Annotated in this window: 11 protein-coding genes; 3 read left to right on the forward strand and 8 right to left on the reverse strand. The window is 74.5% G+C overall.

Annotated features, from left to right (window positions below):
• Nucleotides 1-11 precede the first annotated feature (11 nt).
• Genes ACWGKT_RS40520 through ACWGKT_RS40540 form a run of 5 tightly spaced genes read right to left on the reverse strand, consistent with a single transcriptional unit; the run spans nucleotide 12 to nucleotide 10,564 of the window.
• Nucleotides 12-2,192 (reverse strand): hypothetical protein, encoded by a 2,181-nt coding sequence (locus ACWGKT_RS40520; protein ID WP_453277617.1) that lies wholly within the window; start codon nucleotides 2,190-2,192, stop codon nucleotides 12-14.
• Complete coding sequence (locus ACWGKT_RS40525) at nucleotides 2,189-3,421, reverse strand: VWA domain-containing protein (protein ID WP_453277618.1); 1,233 nt, start codon at nucleotides 3,419-3,421, stop codon at nucleotides 2,189-2,191. The genes ACWGKT_RS40520 and ACWGKT_RS40525 overlap by 4 nt, the downstream gene beginning before the upstream one ends.
• Nucleotides 3,418-5,784: a DUF5682 family protein gene (locus ACWGKT_RS40530; protein WP_453277619.1), complete on the reverse strand. Its 2,367-nt coding sequence runs from the start codon at nucleotides 5,782-5,784 to the stop codon at nucleotides 3,418-3,420. Before ACWGKT_RS40530 ends, ACWGKT_RS40525 begins: the two co-directional genes overlap by 4 nt.
• The gene (locus ACWGKT_RS40535) at nucleotides 5,784-6,905 is read right to left on the reverse strand and encodes an ATP-binding protein (RefSeq protein WP_453277620.1); all 1,122 of its coding nucleotides are present in this window, start codon (nucleotides 6,903-6,905) and stop codon (nucleotides 5,784-5,786) included. Before ACWGKT_RS40535 ends, ACWGKT_RS40530 begins: the two co-directional genes overlap by 1 nt.
• Nucleotides 6,902-10,564, reverse strand: a complete 3,663-nt coding sequence (locus ACWGKT_RS40540; protein WP_453277621.1) for a DUF4132 domain-containing protein — start codon at nucleotides 10,562-10,564, stop codon at nucleotides 6,902-6,904. Before ACWGKT_RS40540 ends, ACWGKT_RS40535 begins: the two co-directional genes overlap by 4 nt.
• Nucleotides 10,565-10,782: 218 nt before the next feature.
• Between ACWGKT_RS40540 and ACWGKT_RS40545 the strand changes: the two genes are divergently transcribed.
• Together ACWGKT_RS40545 and ACWGKT_RS40550 are read left to right on the forward strand one after the other, a co-directional pair.
• Nucleotides 10,783-13,149 carry a DUF4132 domain-containing protein gene (locus tag ACWGKT_RS40545; protein WP_453277622.1) on the forward strand — a complete coding sequence of 789 codons (2,367 nt, stop codon included), beginning with the start codon at nucleotides 10,783-10,785 and terminating at the stop codon, nucleotides 13,147-13,149.
• Complete coding sequence (locus ACWGKT_RS40550) at nucleotides 13,149-13,541, forward strand: hypothetical protein (RefSeq protein WP_356152548.1); 393 nt, start codon at nucleotides 13,149-13,151, stop codon at nucleotides 13,539-13,541. The genes ACWGKT_RS40545 and ACWGKT_RS40550 overlap by 1 nt, the downstream gene beginning before the upstream one ends.
• 11 nt (nucleotides 13,542-13,552) lie before the next feature.
• Here the strand turns inward: ACWGKT_RS40550 and ACWGKT_RS40555 are convergent, their stop codons facing one another.
• Nucleotides 13,553-14,536: an SMP-30/gluconolactonase/LRE family protein gene (locus ACWGKT_RS40555; protein ID WP_453277623.1), complete on the reverse strand. Its 984-nt coding sequence runs from the start codon at nucleotides 14,534-14,536 to the stop codon at nucleotides 13,553-13,555.
• 128 nt (nucleotides 14,537-14,664) lie between these two features.
• Here ACWGKT_RS40555 and ACWGKT_RS40560 point away from each other — a divergent pair, with 128 nt between their 5' ends.
• The gene (locus tag ACWGKT_RS40560; RefSeq protein WP_453277624.1) at nucleotides 14,665-15,105 is read left to right on the forward strand and encodes a MarR family winged helix-turn-helix transcriptional regulator; all 441 of its coding nucleotides are present in this window, start codon (nucleotides 14,665-14,667) and stop codon (nucleotides 15,103-15,105) included.
• On the opposite strand, the gene ACWGKT_RS40565 is transcribed toward ACWGKT_RS40560, so the two are convergent.
• Both ACWGKT_RS40565 and ACWGKT_RS40570 read right to left on the reverse strand, forming a co-directional pair.
• The gene (locus ACWGKT_RS40565; protein WP_453277625.1) at nucleotides 15,077-16,297 is read right to left on the reverse strand and encodes a serpin family protein; all 1,221 of its coding nucleotides are present in this window, start codon (nucleotides 16,295-16,297) and stop codon (nucleotides 15,077-15,079) included. The two genes, ACWGKT_RS40560 and ACWGKT_RS40565, sit on opposite strands and share 29 nt — an antisense overlap.
• Nucleotides 16,294-17,496: a serpin family protein gene (locus ACWGKT_RS40570; protein WP_453277626.1), complete on the reverse strand. Its 1,203-nt coding sequence runs from the start codon at nucleotides 17,494-17,496 to the stop codon at nucleotides 16,294-16,296. Before ACWGKT_RS40570 ends, ACWGKT_RS40565 begins: the two co-directional genes overlap by 4 nt.
• Between the last annotated feature and the right edge of the window lie 9 nt (nucleotides 17,497-17,505).

The following is a 17,505-nucleotide window of genomic DNA, read 5'->3' on the forward strand; positions in this document are numbered from 1 at the left end:
TGCAGTCTCGGCTACGGGCCGGTCCCGGTGCCAGGCATTTCCGTCGGCGTCGTGGCGCCCTCCTGGTGCAGTTCCAGCGTGACGCTCAGATGGATCTGGGCGTCCACCCAGGCCGGGACCGCCGTGGTCGCGCCGTCGCGATGGAGGGTCGTGTGCAGGTCGGTCAGCAGGCGTGCGGCGGTGTGCAGGCCGGTGCGGCGCAACTCGGCCGCGCCGTCGGTCAGTCGGGTGCGGTTGGCGCCGGTCAGCCGGCTCAGACCGTGGTGGGCCGCGTCGGCCAGGGCGGTCAGGGCCGATTCCAGTGCCGCCGTGATCGGGTCGGCCGGGCGCAGCGGCGCCGTGTCCAGCGTGGCGTCGCCGGTGCCGGGCGCGAGGTCCGGGACGACCATGCCCGTGGCGGTCAGCACCGCCAGCGGGTCCAGCACGATCCGGCCGTCGGCGCGGTTCAGCATGCCGCTGACACAGCGGACCTCGTCCTCGCCGAGCGCGGCCGCGAGCGCGTCCAGGCCGCCCGGGCAGAGCGGGTTGTAGTCGGCGCGGATCAGGATCTCGTTGCCCGCCGGGTCGTGGACGATCGCCTCCAGACGCTGTGCCGCGGGGTCGTAGCCGACCGAATCCACGGTGCTCACCGCGACCACCCGCACCGACTCCGCCTCGACGCGGGGCCGGACGAGGCGCGGCGGGCGGTCCCCGGCGGCCCGCAGATGGGCGGCGACGTCCCGGAGCAGCAGGGTGCCCGGCAGTTCCGTCCAGGCGGAGCCGACCGGGGTGACGCTGGTGGCGGCGATCCGGCCCCGGGAGATGGCCACCGTACGGTCGGCCGCGCGCGAGGTGTGCTCGCTCACCACGTTCGCCGTGGCCAGCCCGAGCAGCGGGGAGCCGAGCAGGCGCCGCGTGGACAACTCGTGGCCGGTGGGCTCCTGGCCCTCCGTCAGCTCCCAGCGCTTGCGCAGCACCAGGACGATGCCCGCGTCGGCGTGGGCGAAGTACGTCTCGGCGGTACGGTCCCCGGCGGTGCCGCCGATCCGGCAGCCGAGCGCCACCAGACGTACCCGGCGCAGCGGGGTCACCGGCGCCTCCTTGGTGCCCAGCACCCCGGCCGGGTCGCGCCTTGCCGCGCGGTGGCGGGCGTGCAGTTCGGCCAGCAGAGAGGCGAGGAGCCGCGGGTCGTAGTGCGTGCCGCGCGCCGCGTACGCCCCGACCTGCTCCTGGAGCTCGGCCACCGCTCCGGCCGGCCAGTGCCGGGACGTGGCCGTCAGCGCCTCCCGGGCGCGCTGGAGCGACCCGGCGAACACCGGGCCCGCCTGCTGCACTCCGTCCAGCAGGAGTTCGTCGGCCAGCGCGAGGGCGGTGCGCAGCGCGTCGTCGGGGCCGTCCGCGGCGGCCGTACGACCGCCGACGGCCACCTCGGTCGTCCGTCCGGTGTCGCCCGCGCGGAAGGCCCAGACCGCCAGGGCCACGACCTCGCCGCGCAGCGGACCGGCCGCGTCGGTGAGGGCGTACCCCAGCTCGCGGGGGACCGGGAAGCTGACGGAACAGGTGGGCAACTCGACGCGGGGCACCGGGTCCTGGGGGTCGGGGCGGTGCAGGCGCGCGGTGTAGCCGCGGTCGCGGAGCCGGCGCGCGGAGGTCAGCGCGGGGCGGCCCAGGGCCGCGGTGAGCGCGTCGTCGTCGAAGTCGCCCGGTGACCAGTCGACGAACCCGCGCTCGGTGCCGGGCTCGACCGGGGTCGTTGCGGAGTCCCCGGCGCGCTCGACCGGATTCGTGAGGGTGTCGCGGGCGCGCTCCGAGGAGTCGGGGGCGTCCGCGTCCGTGCGGTGATCCGGGGTGCTCCCGTCCGTGTCCCGGTCCGGCGCCTCGGGTGCGGTGCCTGGACCGGGGACGTCCGCCGTCGCACGATGCTCCTCCGGGGCGCCCACGGCCGTCCGCCGATACGCGAGGACCAAGCCGATCCGGTGCCGGCAGATACCCGCCGCGCCGCAGCCGCACTTCGCCTCGTCCAGGCCGACGCCCGGCGCCAGTTCGGTCTCGGTGCCGTCCGGGAACGTCCCGCGTACCGTGCCGTCGTCGGTGGTGGACACGGTCGGACCGGAGCCCGCCGTGAGGTCCTTCTCGGCGCGCTTGACGAGGCCGCGGTTGGCGAGGGCGGCGAGCGTCTCCGGCGTCAGCGCCCGCAGGTCGGCCCGGTTCATCGGCTCTGCCCTCCGCTGCCCACCTTCTCGGCGACGAACTCGGCCAGCCGGCCGGGCGTCATCGCGCCCACGTGCGCCCCGGCCTCCGCGAGCCGCGCCCCGAGGGCCCGGTCGTAGACGGGATCGGCCTCCTCGTCCAGCGCGGCCAGACACAGCACGGTGGTGCCCTGCCCGACCATCGTCCGTACGGTACGGACCAGGCGGTACGAGTCGCCGCCCTCGTAGAAGTCGGAGACCACGGCGACGATGCTCCGCCGGGGGTTCCCGATCAGACCGGCGCCGTAGTCGACGGCGCGGGCGATGTCGGTGCCGCCGCCGAGCTGGACCTTCATCAACAGCTCCACCGGATCGGTCACGTCGGAGGTCAGGTCCACCACCTGGGTGTCGAAGGCGACCAGATGGGTCTTCAGACCCGGCAGGCTGAACAGGCAGGCGGCCGTGACGGCGGAGTGGATCACCGAGCCGGCCATCGACCCCGACTGGTCGACCAGCAGCACCAGTTGCCACTGCTCCAGGTGGCGGCGGGTACGGGAGTGGAAGTGCGGCCGCTGGATCAGGATGCGGCGCTCCTCGGGCTGGTAGTGGGCGAGGTTCGCCCGGATCGTGCTCCGGAAGTCGAAGTCCCGGGCCAGGGGCAGCAGGCTGGGGCGGCGGGAGCGGGCGCCGGTGAAGGCCCGGCGGACCTCCGGCCGCAGACGCTCCATCAGGTCCCGTACGACCTTCTCCACGATCCGCCGGGCCGCCGCCAGCACGTCGGCGCTCATCAGGTGCTTGGTACGCAGGACGGCGCGCAGCAGGGTCTGGCTGGGCTCGACGCGGGCGAGGACGTCCGGGTCGGTGACGATCTCGTGGATCTCGTACTGCTCCACGGCGTCGCGCTCCAGCCGCTCCACGGTCTCCTTCGGGAACAGCCGGTGGATGTCGTCGAGCCAGTCGACGGCGGTCAGCTGGGACGGCTCCGAGCCGCCCTCGCGAGGGCCGCCCGGGCCACGCCGCACACCACGTCGGCGCAGGTCCTCGTCGCGGCCGTAGAGCCAGTCCAGCGCGGCGTCCTGGGCGGCGGCCGAGCCGTGCAGCGCACCGGTGCAGCGTTCGGCGGCGGAACCGAGGATCAGACGCCAGCGTTCGAGGGAGGCCTCGGGGACGGGGGCGCTTCCCGACGCCGACGCCGGGGCCGGGGCCGGTTCCGAGGCTGCTCCCGAAGTCCCCTCCGGTTCGACGGAGTTCATCGCGTCGCCCCCAAGCCGTACCGGTCGAGCATTCGGGCCACGTTGTCCTCCAGGGCTGCGGCGCGGGCCAGCAGCAGTGGGTCGGCGGTCGTGCGCAGCAGGGAACGGGCCGAGCCGCGTGCCCCGCGCCGCTCCAGCAGGCGCTGTGCGATGCGCTCCCGTTCGCGGGGCGGGAAGAAGGCGAAGGCCTGCCGGAGCGCGGGCAGGCCGATGAGGAAGTCGCCCTCGGTCATCGCCGAGACGACCCCGTCCAGGACGTCCACCAGTGGCTCCCCGCTCGCCGCCGCGCCGCCCACGACCTCCTCGCGGGCCACGGCGAACAGGCCGGCCAGCCAGTCCCCGAGGGTGTCGGCCGGGGCCGAGGCGAGAGCCCGTACGGCCGCCGCCGGATCGTCCGGGGTGCCGAGCGCCCGGCGCAGGCCGAACGCGGCACCCCGCAGGTCGGCGGGGGCCCGCTGGTCCCGGCTGATACGGCCGGCCGCCTCGGCGGCCGCCTCCCGGGTCAGCGAGAGAAGTTCGGGTGCGTGCAGCAGCGCGTCCCGCGCGGCCGCGAGCGCGCGCAGCCGGGCGAAGTCCACGCCGGGGCCGCCGTGCAGCCCCTCCGCCAGCCAGAACACCCGGTCGGCCGCGTCCGCCACCACGCTGCCCAGCAGCCGGTCGCGGGCCACGCCGAACACCCGGTCGTGGCGCCACAGGCCCAGCGCCGCCGCCAGCACCTCGCCGAGCGAGCCCAGCTCCCTGATCTGCCCCACCCGCGCGGCCAGAGCACCCAGCAGTTCCCCGCACAGCGGGCCCACCCCGCACAGCACCGTGTCGAACAGCAGCCCCGCGAGCGGGCCGACGTCCGGGCCCGCGTCGCGCGCCCGCTCGCCGAGCACCACCGAGGCCGCCTCGTCCAGCCGCGCCCCGTACGCGCCCGCCTCGATGAGTGCCGCCTCGCGCCCGCTGGCCCGGCCGGGCTGCCAGCGTTCGGTGAACACCGGGTCGGCGCCGTCGGCCGGCCCCGAGACCCGGGTGAAGCCGGGGATGTCCAGCACCCGCAGCCGGTGCAGGACCTGGCTGCGCAGCAGTCCGTCCGCCGACGTCAGGTCGAGGGTGACCGGTCCTTCGGCGTCGGCGAGACCCAGGCGGACGAGCCGCTCGGTCACGTCGTGCACCAGTGGGGGCAGGGGCGTGTCGGGGTGCAGCCGCCCCTCGGCCTCACCGGCACAGGCGGCGACCATCTCCACCACCACCGGGTGCGTGCCCGCGCCGAGCGTGCCGCCGGTGGTCCACGGCAGCGGCCGGTCCAGGTCGTCGCTGATCAGAGCACCGGCCAGACCGTCCAGGACGTCCACCCGGGTCTCGTACGGATGCCCGCGCAGCAGGGTCAGCCCCTGGGCCAGACCGCGCGCGGCGATCAGGTCGGCCGTGGACACCGGGATCCCGCGGGCCCGCAGCCGGTCGGCGACCGAGCGGAGCAGGTCCCGCGCCGCCTGCTCCGGGCCCGCTTCCCACAGCCGCTGGTAGTAGCCGGGCGAGGGCATGCCGGACTGGTAGCCGGAGAAGGCGTCCAACTGCCGGAAGGAGTACGGCACCAGGAAGCTCCCGCCGAGCGCCTCCCCGGGCGGCGCGGGCACCTCGGGCCAGTCGGCCGGGCCGTCCCGGTCCGCCAGAGCGCGCAGCGCCGGCTGGTGGAAGCCGCCGGTCACCACCAGCACCGGCCGCCCGCCCGCCCGCGTCAGCGCGGCGCGCACCCACGACGCCATGTACTCCTCGCGCGCCCGGTCGCCGGGGTCCGCCTCGGCGTCGCCGCGGACCAGGTCGAAGTAGGCGTCGAGGCGCGTCATCAGGTCGTCACCCGGTTCGGTGACCTCGAACAGCCCGTCCCACAGCGCGTCCACCGAGTCGACGTCGAAGTGCGCGCACAGCCGCTCCGTCGCCCGCGCGTAGCGGGCCTCGGCGTCGGCGTAGCGGTTGGCGTACCGCTCGGCGCGCTCCGCGAAGGCCGGGTGCCAGGCGGGCAGGTCGATGAACCGCACCTGCGCTCCCGAGGCCCGCCCCTGACGCAGGGCGATCCACTCCGGGGAGTACTCGCACAGCGGGGCCCACGAGGTGGCGACGCGCGCCTCGTCGCGGTAGTGGCTGAAGACGGCGATCGGCAGCCGGTGTTCGAGCAGCAGCTCGTCCAGCCGGGCGTTCATGTCCGCCGGCCCCTCCACCAGCACGTACGCCGGCCGCAACGTCTCGATCGCCCGGGCGACCAGACGGGCGCAGGCGGGGGAGTGGTGTCGTACGCCCAGGAAGACGGCGGACGCGGTGGAGACGGTGGAGCCGGCGGCGGCGACCGGCGCCGACGGGTCGGCGGGCGGGGTGTTCGTCATCAGTCCGCCAGCAGGTGCCGTGCGTCGTGCAGGGCCCGCCACTGGGTGCCCTTGCGGCGCGGTACCTCCTGTTCCAGGAAGCGGCGCAGCCGGGCCAGGTCCTCGGGGCTGTCCTTGGCCGCCGTACCCGCGAGGCTCGCCACCACGTCGGCGGCGCTGCCCGGCTCCCCGCGCAGGAACCAGCCGCGCACCCCCACCGCGTGCGCGACGGACACGGCCTCGGCGGTGCTCATCACCGTGGACATCCGCTCGCCCTGCCCACCGGCGCCGCGCAGCTCGCGGAACGTGCCCACCAGGACCTCCAGCACGTCCCGGCGCGGCGGCGGCTCCACCCCGGACTGCCGCAGCAGCGCCGTGGCCTCGGCCTCCACCAGGGCCAGCTCGGTGTCGAAGTCGGCGATGGGGAAGACCGTCTCGAAGTTGAAGCGGCGCTTGAGCGCGGCGCTCATCTCGTTGACGCCCCGGTCGCGGGTGTTGGCGGTGGCGATGACGTTGAAGCCCTGCTTGGCGAAGACCAGGCCCTGCGGTCCGTGCAGTTCCGGGATGGTGATGACCCGGTCGGACAGCAGGGAGAGCAGGCAGTCCTGCACCTCCAGGGGGCAGCGGGTGATCTCCTCGAACCGTACGATCCGCCCCTCGGCCATGCCGCGCAGCATCGGCGCGGGCACCAGTGAGCGGGGAGAGGGTCCTTCGGAGACCAGCAGCGCGTAGTTCCAGGAGTACTTGATCTGGTCCTCGGTGGTGGCCGCGCCGCCCTGCACGGTGAGCGCGGAGCTGCCGCTGACGGCCGCCGAGATCAGTTCCGACAGCAGCGACTTGGCCGTGCCCGGCTCGCCGACGAGCATCAGGCCGCGGTTGGTGGCGAGGGTCACCAGGGCCCGCTCCACCAGGGAGGCGTTGCCGACGAACTTGCGGCTGATTCCGGCCCGTTCGTCGCCGACGATGAAGCGGCGGGCGGCGCGCAGGCTGAGCTGCCAGCCCGGCGGGCGGGGATCGCCGTCGGTCGCGCGCAGGGCCGCGAGTTCGTCGGCGTACCGCACCTCGGCGGGCGGGCGCTGCACCAGCTCCTCGGTGCCGGTGCCGGTGCCGCTATCGGTGCCGGTGGCGGGTGTGGCGGTCACTTCGCGGTCACCTCGGTGAGGTCGGCGAGCAGTTCGGAGGCGATCACCGGGGGGAGGCCGGCGAAGCGGAGCGGGAACGGGCGGCTCTCCCAGAAGTCGCCCGGAGTGGTGTCGATCCAGACGGCCCGGAAGGTCTGGTCGCCGAGCCCGTCGACCCAGCCGACGGGGATGCCCGGGTCGAGGTCGATCACCAGGTAGCGGCCGTCGTCGATACGCCGGTGGAACCAGCGCTCCACGCCCGCGTCCTGCGGTTCGCCCCGCTCCCAGCCGCGCTTGGTCAGGCCCAGCAGCTTGCCGACCGGCACGGTGGCGCCCTCGAACCGGGCCAGCCGGTGGCCCGACTCCTCCTCCGCGGTGAACGCGTGGACCGCGCGGCCCAGTTGCGGGAAGGGCTGCAGGATCTCGTAGTCGGCGAACAGCTCCGACCAGGTCTCCAGGTCCCCGCCCAGGTGGAGCGGGTGCGCGACGCGGACGGTCGCCTCCTGGGACAGCGTCAGCTCGTCGTCGTCGACATCGGCGAACGTGCGGTCCTCGGCGACCCGGAAGGCCGTCACCGTACCGTCCGTCTCGCTGAGCCAGACCAGCCGCCGTACCAGGTGCCACAGCAGCGGGTGGGCGACGAACAGCTCCTGGAACTCGCCCGCCGTCCAAGCGCGCTGCGCCACCATAGCCGCCTCCAGCCGTCGCACCTGGTCGGTGGCGACGGTGCGGACGTCCTTCTTCAGCGCGGCGAACCGCTTGCGCTCGGCGGGCGCCAGCTCCGGGTCGTCCTTGGCGCCGGGGGCCGGCAGGGCCTTGCGGCGCTTGCCGTCGGAGTCGCGGACGTAGGGGCGCAGCTGCTCGTCGAAGCCCACGGTGAAGCTGCGCGTGCCGTAGTCGATGACCGTGCTGCCGTCCGCGTCGAGACCGAAGTCGGGGACGAGACGGTCGCCCAGCTGCTCCGCCGTGAGCCCCAGGCCCTCGGCGACCTCGGTGATCTTCTCCTGGGCGCGGACCTTGAGCGCCTTGAACGGCACCCGCTGGGCTATGCCGTGCAGATGCAGCAGCGCCACGTCGGTGCCGATCGTCGCGAGGACGCCCAGGCCCTCCACGGCACGGTGGTGCGCCCCGTCGCCGGGCCAGGCGCGCAGCACGGGAGTGAGGCGGCGTACGGTCTCGTCGTCGCCGAGCCAGCCCAGCGCGTACAGCGCCCAGCTGTCCTTGGCGGGCATGCCGGACAGCCGCCACTGCTCGAACAGGCCCCAGACGAAGTCGGCGAGGGAGTCGGCGGTGCAGCGCGTGGTCAGGGTGTCCAGGCCGGGGTAGACCTCGCCGGGCTTGGACAGCGCGAGCAGGGTGAGGGCGTGCCGCACCGCGTCGGCGGGCAGCGCGCCGCCCTCCGTGAGCACCAGCTGCGGCAGCACCGCCGGGTCGGCCCAGGCGGCGACGGCGGGGATGCGCGCGGGAAGGGCGCTCTCCAGCGGGTCGGCGGCCAGCAGCTCCTCGACGATGCCCGCGGCCTCCTGTCCGCATGCGGCGGCGGCCCGCAGGACCGCCTCGTCGCCGTGTTCGGCCGCCAGCAGCCGCAGCGCCTTCTCGCCGCCGCGCCGCACGACGCCGACCGGACCCACGGCGTGCGGCACGAGGACGGGCACGGCGGCCAGGCCGTGCCGCGACAGCCAGGCGCGGCCCGTGGCGTCGGCCGACTTCAGACGGGCCAGCCAGTCGCACACCTGACCGGCGACCTCGACGTCCAGATACGGCAGGAGCAGCGGGCCGAGCGTGCCGGGGTGCCGTGCGGAGGCGCGCAGCAGCAGCGGGAGGGCGTGCACACCGTGCTTCGCCGCCACCGGCTTGAGCGCGTTCTCGCCGTCCCAGTAGTCCTCGGGGGTGAAGTGGGCCAGCAGCGGGCGGACCACGTCCGCGGCGACGGCCACGAACAGCCGGGCGTCCCGGACGTCCTTGAGCTGCTCGCCCCGCCGGAGCTTCTTGATCTCATCGCTCCAGGTGTACGAACCGCGCCAATTGCTGTACCAGGAGGTGGTCCCGGCCCAGGTCTCCTGCTCGTCCGGCTGCCAGACGACCCGCGGCGCCGGGGCCGCAGGTATCTCGGCCGTCACGCGGGCCTTGCGCGCCGTACGCTTCTTCGTCCACGGCGGGTTGACCAGCAGCGGCGGCAGCGCGTCCGCCGGAGCCTCGGGCATCCGGTCGGTGCGGGTGAGCAGGGGTTCGACGTGGGCGGCGACCTCGGCGGGCAGGTCGGGCAGCGCGGCGGCGGTCAGTTCCGGGTGCGCCAGGACGTGCGAGGCCAGCAACTGCTCGGCCACCGGCGCGTACTTGGCGGGGCCGCGCGCCGCCTCGCTCAGCAGGCGCAGGGCACGGACCGGGTAGCAGCGCATCGCCTCCAGGAGGTGCGGGCGGACGTGCTTGTCCTCGACACGGGTCAGGAGGCTGTGGAAGGCACTGTCCGTCGGCAGCTTCACCAGGGCGCCGGCGAAGACCTTGACCCGGTCGGAGCCGTACGCCGACTCGATGGCCTCGTCCAGCACGGGCGCGAAGGCCTTGCCGGTGCCCTCGGCGAGCGTGGCGACCAGCGACATGGTCCAGTCGTTGTAGCCGAGGCGGAAGCTGCGGCCGAAGTGGGCAAGCTGCTCGGGGGAGTTCAGCGAGCACAGCAGCATCGCCCTCAGCGCCCCGTCGGCCTTGTCCGCCTCCGCGCAGCACTCCTCGACCCAGTCGCGCTCGCCGGGCACCAGGTAGGACACGACGATGCGGCGGCGCACGTCGCCGCGGCAGTCGGCCAGGGCGGCGACCGTCCGCCGGTAGGTCTCCTCGTCCGCCGCGGCCAGCAGGAAGCGGATCCGGTCGGCGAACTTGGACCGTCCGTCGTGGAAGCCGAGGGGGCTGGTCACCGGGAGCGCGGAGATCCAGGGGTCCTCCCGGTGTCCCCCGTACTGCATGTAGTGGAGTTCGATGTCGAAGTACTCCACCACCGCGCGGGCGGCGAACGCCAGCCCGTGGTCCTGCACCCAGGTGTCCGCGAAGACGCCGTCGGGCAGCTGGTAGTGCATGGTCAGATGCGCCACGACGGCCGCGCCCAGCGGGTTGTGGCTGCCGTTCAGGTGCGCCCGGGTGTCCTCGACGATCCGCTGGTCGCTCTTCGGGGCGGACAGCATCTCCTCGATCCAGCTCGCCGACTCCTGCCGCCGGCCGGCCACCAGCTCAGCGGCATCGGCGTGCGGCCGGGGGACGCTGCGCTCGATCCCGCCGCGCCTCGGGTACACCAACCGCCGCCAGCCGACGGGCATCTCGAAGGACTCCTCGTCGGGGAACACCACGCCCTGGGCGTCCTCCGCACCGGCCGACACGTCCTCCGCACCGCGCTGGGTGCCGCCCTCCGCTCCGCCCGGTACGTCCGCCGGTGCGGGCGCGGTCTGCGCCGTCACCGCCCGCGTCGCGGTCCCCGACGCCTCGTCCGTGACCTCCACGTACCCCTTGCGCTCCTTCTCGGCGACCACCTTCGCCAGGTACCGCTCGGCCGCCTCGGCGGACTCCAGCTCCTTCACCTGCGTACGACCCTCCGTGCCGATGCGCCCGTAGCGCACGGTGACGGTGTCGCCCTCGGCCTCCGCCTCCCAGAACTTCGCCGAACCGTCGCCGACCAACTCCCAGCGCCCCACAGCCCCTCCTCCGCCGACTCGGTGGTCGGATGATCGCTCGATCAGGTGGCGGTCACAGTAACGGGGCACACTGACAACGCCTCCGCCTGTCCGTCAGAAGCCGTATATCCGCAGGTCCATAGCGTTGTCAGTGGCCCCTGCGATGATCCGTTCATGCGCTACGACACCCTCCTGGACGCGGCCCGGCGGACGTTCGAGGCCGGTCGCAGGAGTGCCCGATGAACACCGCCGAGCGTCTGACACGCGCGCTGACCGATCCGGCCTCGCCGCACGACGTGCGAGGCATCGACCTGTCGCGGATCTCCGACGAGGAACTCGGCGACCTCGTCCCGGTGGCCTACGGCCTCGGCCGTGCCGCCACGCCCACGGCGACCTGGGCCCGCTTCGCGGTCGAGGGCGCCGGCAAGGAGCGGCAGCCGCGCTACACGCCCGTCGCGTGCCGCCGGATGTTCGAGGCGCTCGTCGCGCAGACGGAGGTCCGTGACTGGGCGGACCTCACACTCGGGGCAGGCTCGCTGGTGCGCTGCACGGGCCCGCTGCCCGACCTCGCCGAACCCGCCCGCGCACTGGTCCGGTTCCGCCTCGACGGCGACGACGTACGCCAGCCGTACGCGCTGCTCGCCGTGGCCGGGCTGGCCGGCGACGACTGCCTGCGCGCGGCCGCCGAGCGCCTGGGCCGGGACGAGGGTGCCGTCGCCCGGGACGAGATCGCCGTCGTCCGTGACCTCGCCCCGGCCGAACGGCTGTTGCTGTCCGAGGTCGACCGGGCCCATTCGTTCACCTCGCCGCCACCCCTGCCGGACGTGTGGCGGGGGCCGGCCGGCATCCCCGCCTACGCCGCGTACGCCCGCCGCGCGCTGGAAGCGGCTGTCGACCGGGCCGACGCGATCCACGCGGGCACGATCCCCTACCGTTCGGACAAGGCCTTCACGCCCGGGGAGGTCACCGCTCTCGGGCATGCCGCCCGGGTGGCGCTGCTGCGCGACGAGCCGTGGCTGCCCGAGCTGTTCGACCGGCTGCTGCCCGGCATCTCCCTCGCCCCGACGGCCGCCCGGACACTGCCGTCGTCGGCGCTGCTGTACGAACTGGTGCGCGCGGGGCAGGACTTCCCGACCCCGGAACTGGTGACCGCGATACGCACCGTACGGGCGAGCGTCCGGCACGCCGGGGTGCCCAAGCAGCTCGACAAGATGCTCAAGAAGGTCGACGCGGCCCTGGCCGAGCGCACCGACGTGGCGCACAGGCTGCCGCGCCTGGGATTCGACGCCCCGTCCGTCGACACCCCGTCCGTCGGCGGCACCGCCGTAAGCGGCGTCCTGCGCCGGGAGGCGGGCCCCGGCTGCACGGCTGTCGTCACCGTCGCCGAGACCGCCGTACTGACGTGGGAGAAGGACGGCCGTCCGCTGCGCTCCCTGCCCGCACCGGTCCGCCGCGACCACGGCGGTCTGGTCAAGGAACTACGCGACCTGGTGAAACGGGTGGACGTCCAACTCGCCACCCTCGCACGCGCCTTGGAGGGCGGCTTCACCGTCGACGCCGTCCACCCGTACGGATGGTGGCGGAACGAGCTGGCCGGGCATCCCCTCGCCGGGGCCGTGGTGGGCCGGCTGATCTGGGAGATCGAGGTCGCCCAGGGCGACTGGCGGCCGGTCCTGCCCGCCGTCGGCGACGACCCGCCCGAGGCCGCCGACGACGCCTCCGTACGGCTCTGGCACCCGCTGCGCTCCGATCCCGAAGCCGTGCGGGCCTGGCGGGACCTGCTCACCGAGCGGCGGATCCGGCAGCCGTTCAAGCAGGCCTTCCGGGAGATCTACCTGCTCACCCCCGCCGAGGAGGAGACCCGCGACCACTCCCACCGGTTCGCCGCGCACCTCGTCCACTACCGCAGGATGTTCGCGCTGCTGAGGGCCCGCGGATGGACGAGCGGACTGCTCGGCCCCTGGGACGCGGGGGACGTGGACGAGGCCGTGCGGACCCTGGCGGCGGGCAGCTGGCAGGTCCGCTTCCGCCACAGCTGGGCGGACTGGGCGGGCGACCGGGAGCTCGCCTCGACCGACCGGGTTCGCTTCGCCCGCCGCGAGGACGGCCGGTGGCGGGACGCGCCGCTCGCCGACGTCCCCCCGCTGGTGTTCAGCGAGGCGATGCGCGACGTGGACCTCTTCGTCGGCGTGACCTCGATCGCCGCCGATCCCGACTGGACCGAGGACGGCCCCGGGCGCGCCTACTGGGAACGGACCGGGTTCGGGGAGCTGACCGAGAGCGCCGAGGCGCGCCGCGACGCCCTGGAGCGGATCCTGCCGCGCCTGAGGATCGCCGACCGGTGCTCGCTGGACGGCCGTTTCCTGGTGGTCCGGGGCGGCCTGCGCACCTACCGGATCCACCTCGGCTCGGCCAACATCCTCATGGAGCCGGACCATTCCTACCTGTGCGTCGTGCCGGCACGCGGAAAGGCGGCGGACGGCAAGGTGTTCCTGCCGTTCGAGGACGAGCGTCTGTCCCTCGTCCTCAGCAAGGCGTTCCTGCTCGCCGCCGACACCGAGATCACCGACGCGTCCATCCTCCGGCAGATCGAGCGAGGTGCCTGATGGCCACCGTGACGTTCCGGGACGAGACCGCGACGGGCAGGCCGGTCGGCGCGTGGGAGGTCGCCGGCCTCCCGGACCGGATGACCGTGCGCGACCTGATCCGGGTGCGGGTCCGGGAGGAGGTCGCCCGCCACAACGCCCGCCCGGCCCACCGCTTCAACGGCCTCGTCCGCCCGGAGGACGCCGAGACGGACCTGAACGGCTACCGCCTGCGCACACCGCGGCCGCTCGACTGGGAACGCCAGGCCGCGATCGCCGAACGCGCCTTCCTGGCCAACGGCTTCTTCGTCCTGGCCGCCGACCGCCAGGTCGAGGACCTCGACGAACTCGTCGACCTGACGACCGACCCCGACCTGGTCTTCGTCAGACTGGTCGCGCTCGCCGGCGGCTGAGGCGCCGGCCGTCAGATCCCGTGCACCCGCGCCACGGTGAACGGGATCTCGGGCACCCCGGGTCCCATCGGCCCGCCCTTGTCGAACTGCGACCGCACCACGAGCAGCCGCCCCCGCTCCCGGACCAGCGTGGTCGGGATCTGGAGCGCGGGATCGGTGAAGCTGCGCTCCAGGCGGGCCGAGGTGCCGTCCGGCGACAGCCGCCAGCGGCTGATCGTGTTCACGGCGTTGTGCGCCGCCCAGAGCGTGCCGTGGGCCAGCTCCAGGCCGTCGCCATGGGTCAGGTCGCCGCCGTGCAGGGCGACCCGGCGTATGGCTCCGGTGGCCACGTCCACCCGGTAGAGGTCGCCGCCGGTCATGTCGACGACGAACAGCCGGCGCCCGGCAGGGTCGGCGACGATGCCGTTGAGGGTGAAGGCGTCGGTGGGGTGCGGGGCCAGCACGCCGCTGAAGTCGACGTACGGGGTGAGGGCCGCGCGGCCGCCGCAGGCGCGGGCCAGGTCGGCGGGCGTGACGCGGTAGAGCACCGGGCGGAGGCTGTCGGTGAGGTACGCCGTGCCGTCCGGGGTGATCACCAGGTCGTTGACCATGCTCGGGCCGCTGCCCGGCACCTCGAAGCGGGCGATCAGGGAGCGGTCGCGCAGGTCGTACACGTCGACGCCGGCGCTGGAGTCGATGACCCAGAGCCGGCCCGCGCGGTCGGCCTTCAGGCCGTTGGCGGTGTGCCGGCCGTCCGCGCCGGCCGGCAGGAAGACCTCGGCGGTGCGCCGGCCGGGGGCGGCCCGGTACACGGTGCCGTCCGCGAACGAGCCGACGTAGGCGTCGCCGGTGCGCGGGTCGAGCGCGATGCCCTCGGGATAGACGCGGTCACCGGGCAGCGTGAAGGCGGGGGCGACGCGGGTCCTCTCGGCCGCGTGGGCGCCGGGGGCGGCCGCGGCGACGGCCAGGGCGGCGGTGGCGGTCAGGAAGGTACGGCGGTGGATCGAACGGGACACGGTGGTGCCTCTCGATTCGGCTACTCGCTTGATGACGAATATGAACCTAAATTAGAGCTCTAATCATCGTCAACGTATTAATGCTTGCGTGGGCGTGAATCGATGTACGCGCTGGCTACCATGCGCAGATGACGTCCATGCCCGTCGCCGAGCGCCTCGGCTCCCACCTCAAGCGAGCCGAGCAGGCCCTCAACGCGACCAAGGCCGCGGTCCTGAAGCCGGCGGGCCTGACCGTCGCGCAGTACGCCGCGCTGCTCCACCTGTCCGCCAACCCCGGCATCAGCGCGGCGGCCCTGGCCCGGCTGTGCGGGGTCACCCCGCCGACCATGAACACGGTCCTGAGGAACCTCCAGGACCGTGAACTGATCGAGCGCACCCCGCACGAGTGGCACAAGAACGTGCTGGAGACCCGCCTCACCGAGGCGGGCCGCACCGTCATGGCCGACGCGGACGCCCGGGCCGTACGCGTGGAGCGGGCGCTGGCCGCCGAGTTCACGGGCGAGGAACGCGCGGCGCTGACCGGCCTCCTCGCCCGCTGCGTCAGCGTCCTGGAGCGGGAACGCCCCTGAAGTCTGGGGCCGGATACGGACTCGGCTCCGCGACCCAGCCCGCCACCAGGACCAGACGGGTCTCCCGGTGCGCGGCGAGGAAGCCGAAGGGACGGTCGAACAGCGCCCGGACGACGGTGGTCTCGTGGCGGAACCGTGGCGGCCCGCTGCCCGCCACCGGCATCAGGGCCGTCGCCGCGGCCGCCCGGAAGCCGAGCGCGCCGAACTCGGCGACCGCCGACTGCCCGGCTGCCCCGAGCGCGAGCGGGGAGCCGCTGATGCCGGGGAAGTGCCCCTGCCGGGTGTCCAGCGCGGACGTCAGCCCGAACAGCTGGTGCAGGACCGTCAGATCGTGGTCCGCCGCCACCCGGTACGCCACGGTCGTCACGTCCAGCGCCGGCGGCTCCGGCGTGACGGACGGCACCCGCTCGACCGACAGGCCCGGACCCGCCTGCCCGTACGGCAGCCGGCCGCCCCCGGTCACCGCGAGCGCGCGCTCCAGGACGCCGACGCCCGCCCGCAGCACCTGCCCGGGGGACATCCGCTCCTCGCCGAGCAGCAGATGGACGTCGATGCCGTTGTCGCCCGGCACCTTCAGCGAGGTGACGAACCCCTCGGGCGTGCTCGTCACACCGACCCGGTCCGGCCGTACGCCCCTGCGGTGCAGCCCGAGCAGCGTGCGGCCCTGCCACGGCCCGCCGCGCGGCCGCAGCGGCAGCTGGGTGAAGGGGTGCGGCCAGTCCGTGCGCAGGGCGAGCGCCGAGGCCAGCACCATCCGGGCGTCCGGGGTGAGCGTGACGGGCATCCGCTCGATCAGCCCGCCGGTCCGCTTCACCGCCCACGCGTCCAGCGCCTCCTGGGAGGCCGCGAGGTCCGTGGTGAGCACCCCGTGCGCCTGAGCGGGCAGCCCGGCCCGCCACTGCTCCCGCAGCTCCAGCGCGCGGTCCGTCCACAGGCCGAGGGCCGAGTCCAGTCCGGACATCGTGTCCAGCACGGCCAGTAACTCCCGTGCCGCGAAGGCCGCCCGCTCCGCCGGCACCCCGAGCGTCCGCGCCAGCTCGGCCCGCGCCGGGCCCGCCGCGCCGTCGGCCAGGAAGGCCAGCAGCGGCCAGACACCGGCGGCCGAGAAGGCCGTGCCCCGCGCACAGCTCCCCGCCCAACGCGCCGTCAGCCCGTTGACCGCGCGCACCGTTTCCCCGGTCGTCCCGCTCACCACTCCTCCTCCCCGTCGAACTCGGGGAACGGCAGCGGATCCGTGACCCAGCCCGCCGCCAGCACGAGACGCGTGTGGCGGTGCAGGGCGAGGAAGCCGAAGGGGCGGTCGAAGGCGGCGCTGATCCTGGTGGTGACGTAGCGAGGCTCGGGCGCGCCCGCGCCGGCCATGCCGAACGCCGTCACCGCGGCCGCCTCGAAGCCCAGCGCGCCGAACTTCGCCATCGTGTTCTGCTCGGCCGACCCGACGGCGAGCGGGTACGCGCTCACGCCGGGGAAGTGGCCGCGGGAGGTGTCCCGTGCCGTCGTGAGTCCGAACAGCTGGTGCAGCCTCAGCAGGTCGTGGCTCGCCTTCATGTCGTACGCCACGGTCGTCACGTCCAGGGACGGCGGCTCGGGCACCGTGGAGCGCACCTTCTCCACCCGCAGGCCGGGACCGACGTCCCCGTACGGCAGCCGGGTCCCGGGCAGGACCGCGTGCCGGCCCGCCAGGATGCCGACGCCCGCTCCCAGCACCTGCCCCGGTGTCATGCCCTCCTCGCCGAGCAGCAGGTGGACGTCCAGGGCGTTGCTCCCCAGCACCTTCAGCTCGGTGACGAACCCGTCGGGCGTGCCGGCCACACCGATCCGGTCCAGCACGGCAGTGGAGCGCCGCAGGCCCAGCCGCTCCGTGGTGGCCCAGGGTTCGTACGCCGTCTCCAACGGCACCTCGTGGAAGGGCCTCAGCCAGCGCGTCCGCAGGGCCAGCGCGCTCGCCAGCACCATCTCGGTGTCCTCGGTCAGCCCCACCGGCATACGGTCGATCAGCCCGCCGGTCTGCTTCACCGCCCAGGCGTCCAGCGCCTCGCGGTCCGCCCCGACGTCCCCGGTCAGCACCCCGTGGGCCTGGGCGGGCAGTCCCGCCTCCCACTCCTCGCGCAGCTGAAGCGTGCGCTTGGTCCACAGCCCCAGAGCCGTGTCGAGCCCTTGCGCGGCCCCCATCCCGGCGAGCAACTCCCGCGCGGCGCCGGCCGCCTGCTCCGCGGGCAGTCCCAGCGCCTGGGACAGCTCCGCCCGCGCCGGCCCCGCGGCCCCGTCGGCCAGGAAGGCCAGCAGCGGCCACACCCCCGCCGCCGAGAACACCGTTCCGTCCCCCGTAGTGCCCGCCCAACGGGCGGTCAGCCCGTTCACCGCGCGGACCGTCGCACTCGCGACCCGCATTCCACCCCC

This window comes from Streptomyces sp. NPDC054794, from assembly GCF_053611585.1.